This window comes from Novipirellula herctigrandis (assembly GCA_007859835.1).
In the GTDB taxonomy this organism is placed as follows: domain Bacteria; phylum Planctomycetota; class Planctomycetia; order Pirellulales; family Pirellulaceae; genus Novipirellula_A; species Novipirellula_A herctigrandis.
Window position 1 is genome coordinate 2,749,828 of sequence record SJPJ01000001.1, and the last position, 19,465, is coordinate 2,769,292.

Sequence of the window (19,465 nt, forward strand, 5' to 3'; positions counted from 1 at the left end):
TGGCTTATTTTGGGATAGATAGCGGACCTAAAGACCGCCAAAGGTGTTTTTCCGAACACCTCTCCCTGATCCGTCGCCCGACTAGAGACCGATTCGATTAAGAAGAGGGCAACCGGTAGTGCATAAGTACCGTTGAACATCCGCCTTGGAAAACCTGTCATATTGTCCGTATCCACGGAAAAAGATGGGTAAGACTCGAATTTCGTGGAATGACAAAGTGGTGAGAGTTCACCTGTGGCACAAATAACACATCCCTCGAAAGGCGTGGTTTAATCGGTCCGTTGAATGACTCTCCTCTGACTGCACAAAATCGAATCTGGAGCTTGCCCTGCACTGAATTGGCAAAAGCAGACTCAACTTCCTTGGAACGCGATTGCTCGAATGCATAAAACAAACAATGACGAAAGGATGCTGAGATGAACCAGGATATTGGGGATCTGATATTTCAAGCAATTGACGAGAAAATCTCGGCCGATGACTTTGAACGTCTTCAGGATGCAATCGAGAACGACCAAGAAGTATGTGTTGAGTATCTTCGAGTGGTGAATTTGAGTGAAAGCTTGGAGGAAATTGCACACAACCGAGCCATAGACGACGCACCGACGCTGCCAAAGATGACGCAGCCAAAGAGATTGTTGAATTCAGCATCCGACTCCGCCTCACGAACGCGTCCGTTCTCTTCCATTACTTGGCTTTCGGTTGTTGCAGCAACACTGCTCATCGGAGTCACACTTGGTTGGTATTGGTTACCGCTAATGCAGACGACCGCAGAGAACAAGTCAGTGACGGAGATTGTGCCTGCTGTCAAAAACGCCCCGACGACGGACGATGCTGTAGACTCAGAACCCTTGTATGTCGCCCAAATCACAAGCGTGACAACCGACGTCGTATGGGGAAAAGGCACGGCCGCCGCCGACTTTCTATTGCGGGTCCGCAGAGGCGATCGTTTGGAGATCGAAACCGGCTTGGTTCATGTGGAATACTTCTCCGGTGCAAAGCTGATCATTAACGGCCCTTCGACCTTCGTCACCACCGGCATACACTCGGGAAGACTTGAACGAGGCCAAGTAACGGGCAAGGTGGAAGGCGGTGATTTTTTACTAACCACTCCTTCGGCAAGAGTCCTCGACTTAGGGACGGAATTCGGCGTGGCTGTGAACGACGCCAACGGGACCGACGTTTGTGTGTTTGATGGCGAGGTGGAAGTCCTTTCGGATCTCGCGGGAAGTGAGTCGCGACGCCCGGTCTCTTTGACCGAAGGCATGTCAGCAAGAGTTGACCACGAAGGAGACATCAACCAAGCTTTGGCCGTCGATACGAAACAGTTCACCCGTGAGTTTCCAGGGACGCTTTCGAGGGACGCTAGCCAAATTAGCCTTGTGGATCTCTTGAGCGCCACGTCGGAAAATCACTTTCGATTGGCTGGGGTCATCGCAGCCGACACGGGTGCCCCGGACCAAAACCCTTGGCTGAAGAACGACGGGCCCGGAAACAGTTTGAGCCGGGATTATCAACGGACTTTCTGGCACCCCTATGTCGATGGTGTGTTCATCCCAACGGAAAGCGGCACTAACACGCAGCTGGACTCGTTGAACCATCAAGTGAATTTGCCAAATTCCTCGGGGCAAACGTGGGGGCCAATATGGTCGCGTCGGAAAATCAACGGACCGTCCGCAATGGTAGTGCTAGATGACTACTGGGGCACGGAGACTCTCGAACACGTCATCAAACGGCTGGATCATTGCAACACCGGGATGATCGGCATTCACTCCAACGCCGGAGTCACATTTGACCTCGATGCTGTACGACGCCACGCTGGTTCACCAACGGAGTTCTCTGGTATCCTCAGCAATCTTGACAACTCCGAGCTTAGGCGTGCCACCCCCGATCCCAATTGGCTCAAGAAGAAACATTTCAGTGCCGATTTTCGAGTGTTTGTAGATGGAGAGCTTCGAGCCAGTCGACTCGATTTTTCCCGCGCTGATGGCGAGATGACGATATCGGTCAAGCTAACCGACGAGGACCGCTTTCTGACCTTCGTCTCTACTGACTTTGATACTTTCAACGGTTTCGATCACGTTGTTGTGATCGACCCCGTGCTGAATTTGAAATAACAACTATCCGGCACAATCCGGTTTCCGGTGGAGCACCAACCCTTTCTGATGTAGCCCACTCGGAAAGCGAGTACTGCAATCAACGAATCCTCCTGACAAGCTTTCGTTTCCGCATTTGTCATTGAGCATCAAATCGTTGGCGGCAGTCAACTAAAAACCAAGTTGTTTCTTATCGACCGTTGTCTCTCCGCTTGCTTTTTCAGGAGCAACACGATGAATGATCGCTTGGAATTCAGCAACCTGCTGCGGATAATCTGCCGCAAGGTCTTTGGTTTCGCCTGGGTCTTCGGAAAGGTGGAAGAGCAGTCCAGGTTCATCGACCGTCGTTCGGATCCACTCGCCAATACCTCCACGCTCGGTGATATTGCCCGGCGGAATGTATTTCCAGTTTCCTTTGCGCACCGCGATTTGAGTAAGCGCTTCTTGGATCACAAAGTCGCGTCCCTGTTGTGATTTGCCCAACAACGCGGGTAGAAGATTCTCGCCATCGGCACCCGCACCTTCCAGCATCGGTTGCCCAATCAACGCCGCGACCGACGCATAGATATCGACTTGACTAACAAGCGCATCTGAAATGCCGGGGGTAACATTGCCGGGCCACGACACGATCAACGGCATCCGCGTGCCTCCTTCCCAACGACTGTATTTCCCGCCTCGCCAAGGACCGGCCGCTTTGTGCTCGCCCTGGTTCTCAATCGCGCCTTCCCAATAGCCATCGAATTGAACGGGGCCGTTATCAGATGAAATAATGATCAGCGTGTTATCGTATTGCCCGTTCGCTTTAAGCGACTCTACAAGGCGTCCAATACACCAATCAAACAGCGCCAACGCATCACCGCGAGGACCAAGACTGGTTGAACCTTGAAACCGACGATGCACGACGCGAGGAACATGGTTCTCATTCGGTGCATAGTAGAGGAAGAACGGTTGTTCCCTTTTCTGGTCAACGAACTCGATGGCTTTGCCAAGATAGTCGTCAGCCATGTTCTCATCAGTAAAGCGAGCCTTCTTTCCACCGGTCATGAATCCGATACGGCTAACACCGTTGACGATCGTCCCGGAGTGCTGCTCATCCGCTTGAACCTTTAAGAGTTCAGGATGGGATATACCCGTTGGTTCGTTACCGACCATTTCCTCATAGTTGACTTGCACTGGATCGTTCGGATCCAAGTTGACGATCCGTCCATTCTCGATATAGACCGAGGGAACACGGTCGGCAGTTGCAGCCATATTGAACGAATAATCGAAACCCACTTCTTTCGGACCAGGCTCAATTTGAGCGTTCCAATCAAGCGGTTCCTCAGCCGACCCAAGCCCTAAGTGCCATTTCCCAACGAGCGCAGTGGAGTAGCCGTTATCTCGAAGAAAAGTTGCGATAGTGGGGCGTGATGGATCAATAATCAATGGAGCGTTGCCCGGCAGGATCTGAGCGGATTGGTTGCGAAACGCATATTCGCCGGTCAGCAGCGAATAACGCGATGGCGTACATGTTGCGGCACTACAATACGCTGACAGAAAACGAACACCACTTTTGGCAAGCGAGTCAATATTTGCCGTGTCAACACCGACTCCGCCGTAGCAACTGAAATCGCCAAAGCCAATGTCATCGCCATAGATGATGATAATGTTCGGTCGCTCCGCCGCTTCGCCCCCTTTCGCCAAAAGCAACGAAAGCAGAGTCACAGCGACAACAACAGTTAGCGAGGATGCTCTTCTCATAGGAGTGCCTTATTTGTTTGGAATCGTTAAAAGGATGATCGTCGTCCTTCGCTTAGCGAAAAAACCAAGTCATTCAACTTCGCACAGCAAAAGGTAAAACTAAATTGAATGATCAAAAGCCATGATTACCTTCGACTCGAAGGGTTCTGCGTGTCGCCTCATCCGCTTGGACCGACTTCGTGCTTGTGCCTTCGTATTGGTTATTCGTGATCTCAACATTGCGGCAGTTTATCAAATCGAAGCGGTGCGCATCGGGGTGCAGTGGCTGGGCATCAGTGGTCTGTTTGATCGTGTTCCCCGCAATAACCAAACCATCTACTCGGTCCGCCCACACAATACGGTTGTCGAAGGTTTCAATGGCGTTGTTTTCGAACCGGATATTACGATCGTACAACTCGTCTTGATGGAATGCTTTCCCAAGCCTTGGAGTGATCCAGAGTATAGCATGCTCCATCCCGCTATAAGCACAATGCTTGAAGCGATTGTTTCGAATGACAACGTCCTCAACAGAGCCAGATTCGAACCAGAAAAACGACTCGCCACGAAAGAAGATCGACGACATCATCGATGAGAAGTCGTTGTCCTCGATGACAATTTTTTGTGGCGTCTTTAGCACCACGTTGCGTGCACGATGATTTTGAATTGTACAACCGCGCATCGTAAACGAAGGGTTCCACGTCTTGTTTTCAAGTAGATCGCCAACATCCAAATCAGCGGGCAACGGGCTCTTGAATTGCAATTGGACGAAACGCTCGTTAACCACCTCAACCGAGATGACTTCATTCGCCGCAGCTCGAGCAGGGCTTGGGCAGTGAATGAACCAAATCGCATCGCCTACCCCAGCAAACTCAAATCCCATCTGTTCAAAGTGCTTCAACTGCACGCGGACGGTGTGGGTATCGATCACCTCATCCACTTCGGCATAAGTTCCATGCACATTGGTGCCATCGTCAAGCATGTTCTCGAAACGACACTTTTCTATCAGCAAATCGCCTCGGCAATTGCAAAAGTGGGTGGCGTCGGCTGTTGTGGAGACAACTCGGTTGGTCCCCTCTCGCAAATAGATCCCACAATTTGCGAGCGTCGCATGCTCGGACCTTTCGAACAAAAACCCCATCCCCAATGCGTGGTGAATCACCACCGATTCAAAGCGAATATTCTCACATAACTTGACTTGGAACGCCGGCGCGTAACGATCATGCTCACGATCCCCTTTGGAACTGAGCAACGAACCAACCGGCGGGTATTGCCTAAGTGGTTCATGAAACCGCAGGATGCCATCGTCTCTTTGCTCGACCCACCGAGGTTGACTATGCAAATCCCACGCACCATGAACCACTCGCTTGAGCACAGGTTCGAAGGCGAGGGTACTTCCTAGTTCGGAGTAATTAAACCCGTCCACGTTAGGGAATTCCAATCGATGCTGATGCAGACGCCATGAAAAACCGTCCGTAAACGGCTTAATGTCTCGCCACCCTTCATCAGAATTGCACTCCACGACGGTCCCCAGAAAAGTGAAGGGGATGTCCCAATCCAATGTCAGGTTCTTCACCGTCACTTTGTCACAGTTTTCGAATTGGAACGGAGCCATTCGGCCATGAAAGATGAACTCCGCGCCATTCCCCTCGATTTCAACGGAGTCGAAGTCCTCAAAAAGGAACGCAATCTTCTTGAGACCATTTCCATGGTTGGTAATCGTGCAGTACTTATCCGTGGCATAGTCTGGACGAAAACGATAGGTGCCTTTGGAAAAGACCAACTTGACATCACGGCCGGAAACACCGTCGATCGCCCCACGCACGACCGGGGTCATGTCGTCGGCAACCGGTTTGATCTCAATCACTTGGCGAGCCTGGACCTCTGACACAAACGCTAGCAGCGAGGCAAAGACCATCGGAAGACAAAATGCAAACAGTCTTAGAAATTGATTTCGAAGTATCATAAATAGTTTCCATTCAAAAAGTCCGCTCGGCGGAAGTCCTCAATTGGACCTCTTTCGTTCACTCGACGCTCTTACCGATCACATTCAAACTTTGGTTCATAACAACCTGATCGAGTGACCGGAAGGATAAAGGGCCGTCAATCATCGAACGATCATTGTCTCAGAAAAACGGTTTTCGATGCTAAAAAGTGTATTGCCGTTTCGGTTGCATTGGCCAGCAAACCAGGTCGCAAGCAAATCCTTCGTTATTGGTCGCCATCTCCGTTGATCACGTTATCGATCCAATCCCTCGCTTGTTTGCGGTACTCACTTTCTTTGTGCATCCAAAGATCCGTGTGGGGATGCATAACCTTCCCCTCGGGAATGTCAAAGATACACGTTGTCGGCACATCGAGAAACGTAAACCGGGCTAACTCACTATGGTCGCCGAGGTACTGATCTCTCAACTGGGACGCGCGCGTGCTGCACACCAACACGGGTCTTCCCTCAAGTCGTGCCAGACGGATCAGAGCGGATTCGCGATCACAGTCTGGATAGTTCCATTCTCTTTCCCCGTCGAAATGATCATGGGTAAAAAAGCCTTTCCAAAGTGCGGCAATCTCGTTGTCAGCAAGTCCAATGTAGCTAATCGCGATAGAACCCCGTGAGAAACCGCAAACAAGGACATTGCCTGGGTCGCCCCCGAATTGTTCACAAATCCTTGGTACATTGATCTTGCAATAATCGATCGTTGCCTGGCGGTCACCCCATTTGGTAAGGGCATTCTCTGTCAGGTTCTTTTCGACACAGGGCATCGTTACCCAAATAAAACCACGACCTCCACTCATACCATATCCTAAATTGGCATCTTCCACCTTTCCGGTCGAATGGCTAGGAGGCCAATAATTCCCCGTGTACTCAATGATGACCGGAAACTTACCGCCCGGTGTCCAGTCAACAGGCAGGTACAATGCATGATGAACCTTGGTACCGACATACTCCGGGGCAACCTGGCGCACACGTTTTCCCGGTTTTGGATCGCCAGTGGTCATCACGGGGGTAACTAGGTCACACGGGGCACTCACGACATCTTGGGCCTGCCCCAAGCTCGCCACTACACAAAGCAAGATCGTCATCAATACGATTTTCGTTCGAATCGATCGATTGCGTTGGTAGGATCCACTGAAATTGCCAACCATTTAGCGTTTCTTCTTTTTCTTATTCATTTTCAATTTGGCTGAGAGAGTCATCGCTGGGCGAGCAACGCTTTCACTTGGCCCTCGAAAAACATAGGGCTCCCAAAGAGCAACCGCTGCTTCCCATTCCTCTAAGGTTCGCGTCGGATACCATGCGGGCCAGCCATGAACGTTGTAGTCATAGTTGTCAGCGTTTTCATGCACCCATTGATCGACCGTCGACGTAGGACAAACGGCGGGGTAAGCATCGCTCGCACGAAATTCATCCGACACGCCTTGATCATCAATCACACCTTTGCGCCAATGATCCAACTCCGCAAGCAACTCTGCTTTGACATCCGCATAGTTAGGATCGTCCGCAACGTTATTTACCTCGTGCGGATCATGACGCAAATCAAATAGCTCGACCTTTGGTTTAGACGGGGCAAAGAAACGAGCCTGCGTGGGCGTCAGTTCGCCTTTCATCTTCAGGACGTTCATCTCTGCGAGCACCGGATACGCACCTTCCTTGTAATTATTGTATTGGCACCATGGACGCTCCGGCATCAAATTCAAGATCAACTTATAATTCTTCGAACGAATCGCTCGCATCGAATCGTGTGTTTCATCCATCTTATCGCGTGCTGCGAACACATACTGGCGGTCCTTCACATCGTCGCTGAACAAACTCTTTCCATGCAAAGGAACCGGAGGCGTGATCTCGGCAGCCTCGAGAACGGTCGCACAAATATCGATCGCCATTACCATGTCGCCATTGACTTGCCCTGGGGCAACTTGACCTGGCCAACGCATGATCATTGGTATGTGTAGTCCGCCATCGTAGAGAAACTGTTTCCCTCGAATGTGACAACGCCCATGATCTCCAATAAAGAAGACAATCGTGTTCTCAGCGAGCCCCTCGTCATCCAAACGCTTCAGCAACTGACCGACTTCGCGATCAACCAATTGCATTTGTTCGAGACCGTTTGCCCAATCGCGTCGACAAAACGGTGTATCCGGATAGTATGGCGGCAACTCTACATCCTTGGGATCAATGGGACGTAGCGGATCGCGATTCCACGAACGATGCGTACCGCCGAAGGTGATCCGAGCAAAGAAGGGTTGTCCCGGTTCTCGCCCGCTCCAATCTTCGCCCATAAACAAATCCGATTTCGAGTTAGGAGTGAAGTTACAATCGGTTTTCCAACTCATCAACGCGGTATAATACCCGGCCTCTTGAAAAAGATGCGGGATAGGTTTGATCCCGTGTGGCAACGGCTTCTTGTTGTATTCGCGATGCTGGTTTGCACCGATGTAGTTTTGGTGAAAACCGGTCATCATGGCGGAGCGTGAGGTCGAGCAAACGGGCGAAGTCGTGAACGCCGCAGTGTAGCGAATGCCCTCGGCTGCAAGCTTGTCCACATGAGGCGTATGAATCCCTTTGGTTCCGTAGCAAGAAAGATCGGGGGACCAATCTTCAATCGCAATCCAAAGGATATTCGGTCGTTCCGCAAAAACCTCCGCTGTAAACAACAGCACGAACGTCATCGTCAAAAACATTGCCAAGAATCGTTTCATATTTGCTTCTCTTATGAGTCTCTCTTAGGGACGGGGGTGCAACGCGATGAACACGCAATCAAGGAGCATGTTGCAGTTGGATCAGGGCTTCGATTTCGGTTTGCAACTCAGGATGCTTGTCAGCAACATTGTGTTCTTCGCCCGGATCCGTAGACAAATCGTACAATTCCAGCAGCGACCGTGATGAGGAGGTATTGTAACGGACTGCTTTCCAATTGCCCTTCCGAACCGCAACACGGCCTTTCTTTGCGGGGAATTCCCAATAGAGAAAGTCATGCTTTTGTTGATTGTCACTTCCCAACAACGTTGGCAACATCGAGACACCGTCTCCTTCGCTAGGCAACGGTTTACCCACCAAATCAGCGAACGTCGGCATGATATCCCAGAACGCCGAAATGTGATCGGAAACGGATCCTGCTTGGATCCGATGCGGCCATGCGGCGATCATCGGAACGCGAACGCCACCTTCGTAAAGGTCACGCTTGTAGCCGCGACATTGACCGTTCGAATTAAAATACTCCGGGTCGTGACCACCTTCGAGATGGGGGCCATTGTCAGAAGAAAAGATCACCAATGTTTTGTCGGCGATGCCTAGCGACTCCAATTCCGCCACCACTTCCCCAACATAATCATCCAACACATTGACCATCGCCGCGAAAGCCGCATGCCCTTCGGGCTGCCCGATGTAGTAGTCCTCGGGATAGTTCAACTCAGGCAAAAACTTGCCTCGAAACTTGTTCATGTACTCTTCCGGTGCGATCATATCAGCATGAGGCTGCACGGCCGCGTAGTAGCAGAAGAATGGCTGGTCTTTGTTGCTTCGGATAAAATCCAATGCTTGAGCGTGAATAAAATCGGGAGCGTAATCCTTTGAGAACGAAGAAACATTGCCCCACAAAAACTCTCGCTGGTCATCACTCCAAAGCCACGCCGGATAGTAACAATGTGCAAGTCGTTGGCAGTTGTACCCATAGAAGCGATCAAAACCCATTTTCAAAGGATCGCTATCGCTGCCGGGATACCCTAAACCCCATTTGCCGAAGACACCCGTTTGGTATCCTGCGGTTTGCAAATGCTTGGCGATGGTGTAAGTATCCGCCGGCATCGGCATTTGACCCTCGGGTGCATATTCTGCGTTGCCTCGAACTGCGGTATGCCCAGTGTGCAAACCGGTCATCAACGAACACCGCGACGGTGCGCAAACGGTGCTTCCCGAATAGTGCTGCGTAAACCGCATGCCTCGTTCAGCCAATTTGTCGATATTGGGAGTTTCATACTTTGTTTGCCCATAGCAACTCAAATCTCCATACCCCAAGTCGTCCGCCAAAATATAGACGATATTGGGTGTTTCTGCGGATGCAAAAGAGACCAATGTGAGACATGTAAAGATAAAGGAAACGCATCGCGAATGAAGCGAAAAGGGAACCGTTGATTTCATTGAAACTAATCCTGAGTTTTCTAAGTGCTTTGATGCTGACATGGATCGCCTAATTCGCTGCAGCCTTGCGTTAGTTCGCATTACCCCTATTCGCAGCACCTTTCTTTGGCTTCTTGGAAGCACTGACTTCCCGAGCGTCCTTTTCAGTCATAACCGATGGCACATGTTGAAACCCTTTCGCTGTGACGTTTTCGATGTGCACTTCATAATTGGCAGCATACACAACCGCGGCGATCGATGGGCCTCGGACACTTTCGCCATCCTCGGATTGTTCCCGTGGCTGGACTTGACCTAGCAACTCAACAGGCATGTACTTGAAGTGCTTCGATTTCAATTGTCCATTGGTTCCAAAGGTTGCGAATACATTCTTTACCGACGAGCCCTTCGCAAATGTCCCAATTGGCAAACCATCCACTTTTTGCTTTTTCGAGATAAAACCACCTTCGATGCGGACCCCGATGCCGCACCCCTTCGATGTGATCCCATCCATGTGAAAAACACCGTTTTCCATGGAGTGTGGTGAAATCATCACCGCAGCGTTTCCATCGGTGCATTGAATGTTTCGGCCGACGATGTTGTCGATACCACCGTATTGAACATCGTTCATTAAGCTGTATCCGCTTTCGAGACGCAACGACACACCGCCTACGCCGGACAGGTTTTCAAACAAAACTGACTTGGCAGCCTGAACCTGAACAACACCGTACCCATAGTGGGCGCCCGCGACGCTGACATTTTGAACGGTACCCGATGTCGGAACGGCTCTTTGGCCACGCTTTAAACCGCTCGGCCCGAATTGCAATGAAGCAAACTTTGTCAATTGATCGTTGACGTGACAATTGGAAACCATGAAGTTGCGAACGTTAGAAAAACTAACAAGCATTACCCCCGGTTCGTGTTTTGGCATATTGACCGTGTACTTTCCGCCGACGCCTTTGACGCTCACATTCCTGACCGCTTCGTCCTCGGATCCTAGCTTAAAGATCGCCACGCTCTTATTCAGGCGAACGATCATCGGAGTGATAACCACGTCTTTGTCGATCTCAACATGCACATTCGATTTCACATGAACATCGGCAAGGAGGTATCTTCCCTTGGGAATGGTCACCACGCCGCCACCGTGCGACGATACGAAGTCAATGGCTTGTTGTAGCTTGGCGCTATCGTCCTGTTTCCCTAGCCCACTAGCTCCGTAATCCGATTCCAGGTCCTTGACAACCGCTCTCGTCTCCACGGACGCATCGTAGAATTCGGCTGCCGAACCGGCGCGTGAAGAAAAATGCAGGACGAAGGCCGTTGCGACGATTACCCATATGGTTCTATGCACTATCCATTTACTCCAAACGAAAAACGGGGATTCATAACCCAAGCCGGTTTTCAACCGAATACGGTTGCCCGCAAAAGACCAAAAACAACCAACACTTGCATCAGAGCGACTCGACCAACTCGACATCAACGAACCGAAACAACCCACAAGGAACATCTACATTCACCGATGAAGGGTCGGAAATATCAATCGAAGCTCCTGAAACCACGTCCGTCATTTTCATCGGTTTGACGCTGTGAAAACTCACGGAAGCGGTCTTCCCACTGGGATTAATGTATCCGCTATCAACGAGCGTCAAACGCAAATGAGTCGGCGAGGACTGCGCCACGACCCAAGCGACGTCACCCGTGACCGTCAGCGGAAGCAGTTTCGATCGATTGCGAATTTCGCTTTCCACCGTTTGATAGACAGCGTTTGCCGCATAATGTTTCTTTCCGTTCGGTGAAAAGTATTGCCGTCCATCGGTGATGAACTCTTTCAAAATGTTTTTGTAGAGCGGGTGAAGATGGTCCTTCAACTGTCCCCGCGGAGCATCGGAATCGGCAAACACACCTTGTTGCGGAGGCGTGATCAGAACCAACCCTCGATCGTACGGTGGCAAAAAATTCAGACGACGGTCTTTGACACCTGCTGCATAGCGAGAAAAATCCCAGGGAGTGTTTGGTGCACCGGGCCATGATCCGTTAAGTCGCCCGAACACCATCGGGTTTTTGTCCTCAAAATCTTGATCAAAGAACGTACACCATTTGGTGTTACTACCTCGTTCGATGTAGGTCTCGTCAGGCTTTTTCATGCTGATATGAACTGGTGAAAAGCTAACGATTTCTTCTCGCTTTGGCACGTACAACGCGCCTTTTGCAATCAGTTCCCACAGTAGGCTCATGTATTGCTGATCGACGGAAAAATTGTCGAGGTACTGCGTCCCATGCGATATATCGTAAACCATCATACGAAGAAAATGATTGGGCAACATTTGGTGCGAGTGCTGCCGTGCACGATCATAGCTGGCATTGTCTCTTGCGCAACGACCTCCCCAACTGTTTACCGCACCACTGGTCCAAATCCCCAATCTCGCAGCGAGACTCAACTCCATGGACTTGTCAGTCGTCTCTTCCATCGATGGTACAAATACGTCTGCATATTCACCTGACAGCAAATGTTTCCAGGCAGGCAAGTAGACATTCCCTTGCCAAAACACGTGTTTGGTTCGCACAAAAATGTTGGCGTTCTTTCCTTTTGCGGCGTCCGCTAGCGGGTAAATCAAATCATCCATGACATACTCAAACTCGGGACTGTGATCTTCCAACTCGGGATAGATCAGAACCGTCTTTTTTCCATTCGCAGCCGCGATCACTTTTTTGGTTGTATCGAGACTAAACATATAGGGATCGTTGCCGTGCCCAGCCCAATAGGCGATCCCCGGTCCATCATCCCCCGGTCCATCATCCCCCGGTCCATCATCGTAGTGCGATACGATTTGCTCTAACGCTTGGTCCTGAGTCAAACTGTACTTTCGTCGTCGATCGCGGCGGTCACGGTATTTCTCACTTTCAATGGCGGATCGATCCCAATCCTCTGCTGTCCCCATGTGGAACCCATTCAAAAAAACCGGGCTTCCATAGCTGGAACGAAGTTCTTCCACCAGGGCTTCCACCGTTTTCCTGTTTTCGCTCATCAAATAAACGGGAAGTGGATCCCGTTCCCAAGCAGGTCGTTTGAATGTTTTCAGTTGCTCACGAACCATCGCTGTGTTCTCTAAGATGGTCGCAATTTTTCCGGGCGGCGACAGGTTTTCGTACTCCGTTTTCCAGTCCGGATGGTTTGGGTCCAGAATATGGATGCAACTTCCACCGCTCTGTGCACTCGCAAAAACAATTCGATGGGTAAGCGGATCTTTCCACATGTCATTGAAGGAATATCTACAAACGAGAACTTCTGTTTTCCCTTTATCGAGATCAGTGGGGAGCAGCAAAATACGGGAACCAAACAGGACAAAATACTGGGTCTGTTGAGCTGATGAAATCACTTCTGGCTGGGCGACTCGGTAGCCAAAACTATCAAGCTTCCTACCAAGGCTTGAAATTCCGAAGATCCGTTGGTCACCGGCCTTCGCGTCAATGACCGCAACAGAAGCATCGTGAATCATGGAGCTTGCCCCCATCAGAATTTCACTTTTGCCTTCGACTTCACACACCCGAAGTTCACCCATTGGAGACTTGGACTCTAGCGGAATCGTGCTCCATGGCTTGTCAGCGAGAGGCTCGAACAGATAAAGCACTCCCTTGTCCTGCATGCCATTCATCATGCCATGCACGACGAGGCTTTCGGTTCCATCCGCATTTTTAATTTTGCGAAGAAAATTGGCGACATGCAGCTTTTTAGGTGGGCTTGGCTTGTGCGGGTCATTCCCCCAAGGCTTGGAGACGGAGTACCCCAACGAAGGCAGGTCTTTTACCAAATCCCCGACCGGTGACAGGTAGTAAATATGGTTGTCATAGCCACCACATACAACGTAGGTCTTGGCCTGGTGATGCAGTACGCAAACGGCATACATCGGGGCGTCATTCTTTTTGAATGTCCACTGCAATTCGCCCCTGCTATTGAGGCAGTAGAGGTGACCGTCCGCATTGGCGACCAGGATTTCATCCGTCCCATCGCCGGTGATATCCTCGCACCAGAGGTCATGATTCATGTAGCCGGAAAGCTTATTTTCCCAGCCGACCCTGCCACTATATGCAATGCCAAACACGGTGCCTTCGTAGCTACTGGCGACGACGTACGAGTTCCCTTTGATTAGAGCCGTACGAACTTTGGAGACCGTGTACCCTGTTTCGATGCTAGTAACGCCATCCGCCCCAAAACTGCTTCGAGTCAGCCCTACCAGAATGAACACGATGACGATTACAACTAGTTTGCTTTTCAACTTTTCAAATCCGCAATTTGATATTTATGCATTGACACCCGACGAAGCGGAGGGAAGTGAACAGGAAAAATTCATCCAACTCCGACTAGCTGTATATTCCCGGCGCTGGCCGATTTACCGGACAAAGTCTTTGTTTTTTCCTAAAATTCTTCCTAGGCTTAGGTTCCGGATGCAAAAGTTCAAGGAGCGCCCGCCGTCGGGTTGGACCGACCGCCGTTGCACTCCAAATGCTTCGATGCATTTGTTTTATATGATAATCGTGATACAGCAACCGAGCCCGAGAAGCCAGCCAAACGCTTTGGCAAGACGTACCAGCGATGGCAACTCCATCGCCGCCACCGTTATTCCGAAGCGTCGTTCCGCGTCATCTTTCCGCGCCGTCATGCCGGACTGTGGATCGCCCTCAACACCGACAACCCCACAACCATCCGTGTGGCCGATCGCTGGCAGCGATTACTCGGACTCGAACCCACCATTGGCGTCCATAACGGGGTCCGTCGTATCCGTCGCTTTGACCGTCAATGGCTTAGCGAATCCGCTGGCCTTGTTGCCTTGGATCGTTACATCGTCACAGTACTCCAGCACGATCGATGGCCCCTCATCCACCACCGGATAGTCGGTACTGAACTGCATCTTGTTTCCGGAAATGTCCAACCCCTTCACCGAGCGAGCGTTCACCAACAAGCCGTTGAAGCTATTGATCGTATTGCCGGTGAAGTGGATGTTACGATGATATTGCCCCTCACCCATATGCTGCTCGGCAGTTAGCAACGGAGAGGCAAGTAACGGATAGCGTTCAGTGACAGCAAAGCCGATGTTGTCGAACACGTTGTTGCGGATCGTCACGTCCTGGACCGCGCCCGATTCATACCACTTGTTGTTATCCCCCTCAATCAGAATGCCGTGCATCTGAGAGGAAAAATAGTTATTCTCGATCATCACTTTGCCCTTGGTTGTGACCAAAACACTACGGGCACGGTTTTCGCGGATCGTATTATTCTTCATCACGAGGTCCGGGTACCAAGTCAGGTTTTCAACGGACAGGGGACCTTCGGGGAGCGACTCGGGGAGGTCCGAGACAGACATGACAAAACGGTGTTCGTTGAGCGTCTTGATGGCTTTGATCGTCGTTTCATAAAACGGCAACACTGTCGTTCGTGACATCAGGGCAATCTTGTCGCCCGGTTGCCCGAAGATTAGCCCCCACTGCTGGAAATGACTGATTTCACAAACGAATTCATTGTTGCCGAGATATTCCGCAACTTTCACGTAAGCTCCATGGACATTAATCCCGTCGTCAAGCATATGCTCGAAACGGCAATTTTCGAGCCGGATCGTGCCTTTGCATCCGATGAAGTGCGTTGCATCGGCGCGGGTCGAAACAATGCGATCTTCGGTCGAGGTCACCACCATGCCATCTAGCGAAATATTGTCAGTACGTTCGACGATTAACCCCATTCCCCCCGCGTCATAGACCGTCACGTTTTCAATCTTGACGTCGCTTGAGTTTGTAATGTGAATCGCTGGACAAAGCCGACTTGTTGGATGCACGCCGTACGTAACCAATACACTGCCGACCGGCGGAGCGTTCTTCACTGCATTCTCGATCCTAAAACGGTTCTTTCCCAACGCAGTCACCTTCGCTCGATTGCTATTCACAGCGTAGTCCTTGGTGCGATAAATCGGAGACCTCGTTTTTGGATCAAAAACCATGTTGGAGCCGATGGGGTCTTGTTGACCATAGCGGTCGAACAGGACCTTTCCATCGTTGATCGAGAACGGGTAAAGCTTTGGATCGGTTTCAACCACGAAGCTCTTGTCGGCCTCATTGCTTTCGACAATCGTCAGCTCTGCATGGAACGATCGAATCCAATCGATCGAAAAGTTTTTCAGGGTCGCTCCCCGCGTCCCTTCGATCGTTACTGGGACCATACGTCCATGAAACATGAAGACGCTGTCGCCACCATCGATCGTGATGTTTTTGCAGTCAAACAGTGGGAACCCCATTCTCTTTAAACCGTTGTCATGGTTCGCAACGGCACGATACATCTCCAAGGCATTCTCGGGATAAAAATCGTATTGCCCCTTGGGAAAGACAAGCGTGACATCGCTCTGGTCTTTCAGCGATTCGATCAACCGATTCAGTGAATAGGTCGCATCGATTCCTGGAACGACACCGTGGTCGGCAACGTTAATCTCAGCCGCACGAGCAATTGGAAAAGAAAGAACAAACACGCATAGAAGCGTTTTCAATTGCAACATTGTCATCTCAATCGTATGAAGGTTTAAACTGTTGACTTCGTTTGAATCACCATCCGTGCCTTCTCATTAACGGGGAATCAAGCGAGAGCTGATCGCTATTGGCTTGGGCCAATCTCTACTGGCTCAATGCGAGTCAATTCGAGTGGCCGGCCACTCGAATTGGAGTGACGGAACCGGCCAACGCGAAAACCGTCTACGACAGCCCGCTCAATTCCTAACCCACACTTACGCGATGCTTGGCGATTTTTTCCCAATCAATCTCGACACCGTGTCCGGGCCGATCCGATGCATAGGCGTAACCGTCTTTGATTTCAAGCTGGTGTAACAAGAAATCATCCACTCGGAATGCATGGATTTCAAGCAGTGATGCGTTGGGAATCGCAGCCAAACAACTGACGTGCATCTCTTGAATACCGTGCGTCGTTAAGTTTCGGTTGTAGGCTTCGGCAATATGGGCCACTTTCATCAACGCCGTGATACCGCCGAGGTTCGAAATATCGGCATCCGGAAATGACACGCCTCCCTGGGCAATCATTTGTTTGAATTCGTAGATCGAATGTAAATTTTCACCGGTAGCAACCGGAATCGGTCCTTCCATTTCGATCCGTCGGTTACCTTCGATATCGTCAGGGATCGTCGGCTCTTCGATCCAGTAGATATCATATTTTTCAAATGCGCGCACCGCTCGAAGGGCCTGCTCGACGGACCATTTCATGTTGACATCGACCATCAACTTCTTCTCGGGACCAAGCAACTGCCGCACGGCTGCGATACGTTCACATTCTTGGGCGATTGAGTCACGCCCGATCTTGATCTTGATCGCTTGAATTCCAGCATCCAGGAATCCTTGGGTCTGTTCGAGCAACTGGGGGATCGTCATGTCAAAGTCGATGCCGCCCCCGTAGGCTTCTACTTTATTGTCATGGCCCCCGAGGAATCGCCATAGAGGCTCACCGGCGAGTCGTGCCTTCAAATCCCAGAGGGCCGTATCCACAGCCGAAAGTCCAAAAACGGCGATTCCGCTGCGACCAACGTAGTGAAGTGCCCACCACATTTTGTCCCACAGATATTCAATTCGACGAGGATCCTCGCCAATCAAGATCGGCGCCAAATTGTCTTTGATCAATGTAGCAATCGAAGACCCACCCACTTGGCCCACACTGTAGGTATACCCCATACCAGACGCACCATCGTCGGTCGTGATTTTGACGACGATCAACGAAAAGTCTTTCTGTACCCCGTGAATGGCATCTACCACCGGCCTTGCCAACGGAACGTGGTACAGTTCGGTTTCTACGCTTTCGATTTTCATGTTGGTTAAATACTTAGACTTGGCGTGAGAATAAGGGCCCAGACTTTGGCCGGTCGAAATATCGTAGTGCCGGTTCCGAGCGGCCGATAGCCTGCTTGAAAAGTTGCCTGTTCCCAGGAACATGGCCGGTCAAAACCAGCCCTACATGAACATGAGCTATTGGCGTGTTGGATTTCACGAAAAATTGACGTACAACGTTTTCTTCTCGAGATAATTGTCCATGCCATGCTTGCCATCTTCCCCGCCAGTCCCGCTGAGTTTGTGACCGTTGTGAAACCCTTGACGCTGTTCGCCCATGGGACGATTCACGTAGATTTCACCAAACTCAAGCTCCAAGACAGCACGCTGAATCTGACGCATGTCCTTTGTGAACAGAAATGCGGCTAGTCCATAGTCGCTGTCATTGGCCAACTCAAGTGCTTCCTCGTAGCTGCTTACCCGCATAATCGGGCTGACGACACCAAAAACCTCATCGCGCATCACATCCATCTCGTTAGTACACTCGGTAAGAATCGTCGGCTCATACCAGTGCCCCTTCTTAAACGGTTCACCCTCGGGACGTTTGCCACCCAAGACGACTTTTGCTCCCGCCTCAACAGCGCGGTTGACCGTCTTTTCGAGTTGGTCTGTTTCGTAGGCGTTTACCTTTGGACCGATATCGGTACCCTCGTCCATTGGATCGCCAATCTTCAGCTTCGAGACCGCTGCGGTATACTTTTCGAGGAACTCGTCATACACCGCATCGTGAATATAAAACCGTTCGGGACACGTGCAGACTTGGCCGCTGTTAAGGTGACGCGACACAACCGCAGCCTCCACCGCTTTATCAACATCACCGTCATCCAGCAGGATGAACGGCGCCTTGCCACCAAGTTCAAGCCGAACGGCAGTAAGACGCTCGGCCGCCTTGCGGAAGATTTCTTGACCGGTTGGCGTCGATCCCGTCATCGTGACCAAGCGTGTGATTTTGTTGGTGACAAGTTCTTCGCCCATCGTTGAGCCACCGCCAGTGACAAAATTCAGCACACCGTTGGGAATGCCTGCTTGTTGAGCCAGTTCGCCGAGCGCCAGAACCGTGACGGGCGTGACCGATGGTGGCTTGACCACCATTACATTTCCCGTTGTCAGTGCAGGACCGATCTTGCGACAACTCAATGCCAAAGGAAAGTTCCAAGCCGCGATCCCCACGGTGACGCCGTAAGGCACCTTGTGGATCAAAATATGCTCATTAGGCAAATCCGACGGCAGAATATCTCCTTCCAAACGCCGGGCGGCCTGAGCAGGAAAGTTGATAAAGTCAGCGGAAACATCGACTTCGCCGAGTGCCAAACCGTAAGTCTTTCCCATCTCAAGAACCAAAATCTTGGCAAGACGTTCGCGATTCTCTCGGATCAGTGCCGCGAACTTCGCAAGAATTTCGCCTCGCTCAACCGCGGGCCTTGCCCCCCAAGCATACTGAGCAGCCTGCGCCGCTTGCAACGCGAGAACCGCATCTTCCTTGTTACCCTTAGGAACGGTGTAAAGAACATCCTCGTTCGTCGGACTGGCGACTTCAATCGTCTCACCCGATACGGAGTCTTTAAACTCCCCATTGATGAACATGCGATAGTGATCGATGCCGCCACTGGCTTCTTTCATTGACTTTGTCATGACATGAACCGTTTGAATAATCGAAAGCAAGTTGTTGGATGCGTAA

11 protein-coding genes are annotated in these 19,465 nt (G+C 50.9%); 1 reads left to right on the forward strand and 10 read right to left on the reverse strand.

Annotated features, from left to right (window positions below; genetic code table 11):
- Positions 1–416 precede the first annotated feature (416 nt).
- Positions 417–2,114 carry a FecR family protein gene (locus CA13_RS10155; protein ID WP_146396032.1) on the forward strand — a complete coding sequence of 566 codons (1,698 nt, stop codon included), beginning with the start codon at positions 417–419 and terminating at the stop codon, positions 2,112–2,114.
- Between the two features lie 150 nt (positions 2,115–2,264).
- Here CA13_RS10155 and CA13_RS10160 read toward each other — a convergent pair whose 3' ends face one another.
- The 10 genes from CA13_RS10160 to aldA all read right to left on the reverse strand — a co-directional run bounded on the left by CA13_RS10160 (position 2,265) and on the right by aldA (position 19,419).
- Positions 2,265–3,833 (reverse strand): sulfatase family protein, encoded by a 1,569-nt coding sequence (locus CA13_RS10160; protein ID WP_146396034.1) that lies wholly within the window; start codon positions 3,831–3,833, stop codon positions 2,265–2,267.
- A 112-nt stretch (positions 3,834–3,945) separates the two neighbouring features.
- Positions 3,946–5,775 carry a right-handed parallel beta-helix repeat-containing protein gene (locus CA13_RS10165; protein WP_419194149.1) on the reverse strand — a complete coding sequence of 610 codons (1,830 nt, stop codon included), beginning with the start codon at positions 5,773–5,775 and terminating at the stop codon, positions 3,946–3,948.
- A 245-nt stretch (positions 5,776–6,020) separates the two neighbouring features.
- A complete protein-coding gene (locus tag CA13_RS10170; RefSeq protein WP_419194150.1) occupies positions 6,021–6,890 on the reverse strand; it encodes a hypothetical protein in 870 nt (289 codons plus the stop codon).
- A gap of 63 nt (positions 6,891–6,953) precedes the next feature.
- Positions 6,954–8,507 carry a sulfatase family protein gene (locus CA13_RS10175; protein ID WP_146396037.1) on the reverse strand — a complete coding sequence of 518 codons (1,554 nt, stop codon included), beginning with the start codon at positions 8,505–8,507 and terminating at the stop codon, positions 6,954–6,956.
- Positions 8,508–8,565: 58 nt separating this feature from the next.
- Positions 8,566–9,945 (reverse strand): arylsulfatase, encoded by a 1,380-nt coding sequence (locus CA13_RS10180; RefSeq protein WP_146396039.1) that lies wholly within the window; start codon positions 9,943–9,945, stop codon positions 8,566–8,568.
- A gap of 70 nt (positions 9,946–10,015) precedes the next feature.
- Positions 10,016–11,272, reverse strand: a complete 1,257-nt coding sequence (locus tag CA13_RS10185; RefSeq protein ID WP_419194151.1) for a pectate lyase family protein — start codon at positions 11,270–11,272, stop codon at positions 10,016–10,018.
- Between the two features lie 100 nt (positions 11,273–11,372).
- Positions 11,373–14,195, reverse strand: a complete 2,823-nt coding sequence (locus tag CA13_RS34985; RefSeq protein ID WP_419194152.1) for a PQQ-binding-like beta-propeller repeat protein — start codon at positions 14,193–14,195, stop codon at positions 11,373–11,375.
- A 453-nt stretch (positions 14,196–14,648) separates the two neighbouring features.
- Positions 14,649–16,457, reverse strand: coding sequence for a right-handed parallel beta-helix repeat-containing protein (locus CA13_RS10195; protein WP_146396043.1), 1,809 nt, complete (start codon positions 16,455–16,457; stop codon positions 14,649–14,651).
- Between the two features lie 214 nt (positions 16,458–16,671).
- Entirely contained in the window at positions 16,672–17,769 is a 1,098-nt protein-coding gene (locus tag CA13_RS10200) for a mandelate racemase/muconate lactonizing enzyme family protein (RefSeq protein WP_146396045.1), read from the reverse strand.
- A gap of 174 nt (positions 17,770–17,943) precedes the next feature.
- A complete protein-coding gene (gene aldA, locus CA13_RS10205; RefSeq protein WP_473087453.1) occupies positions 17,944–19,419 on the reverse strand; it encodes an aldehyde dehydrogenase in 1,476 nt (491 codons plus the stop codon).
- Positions 19,420–19,465 lie beyond the last annotated feature (46 nt).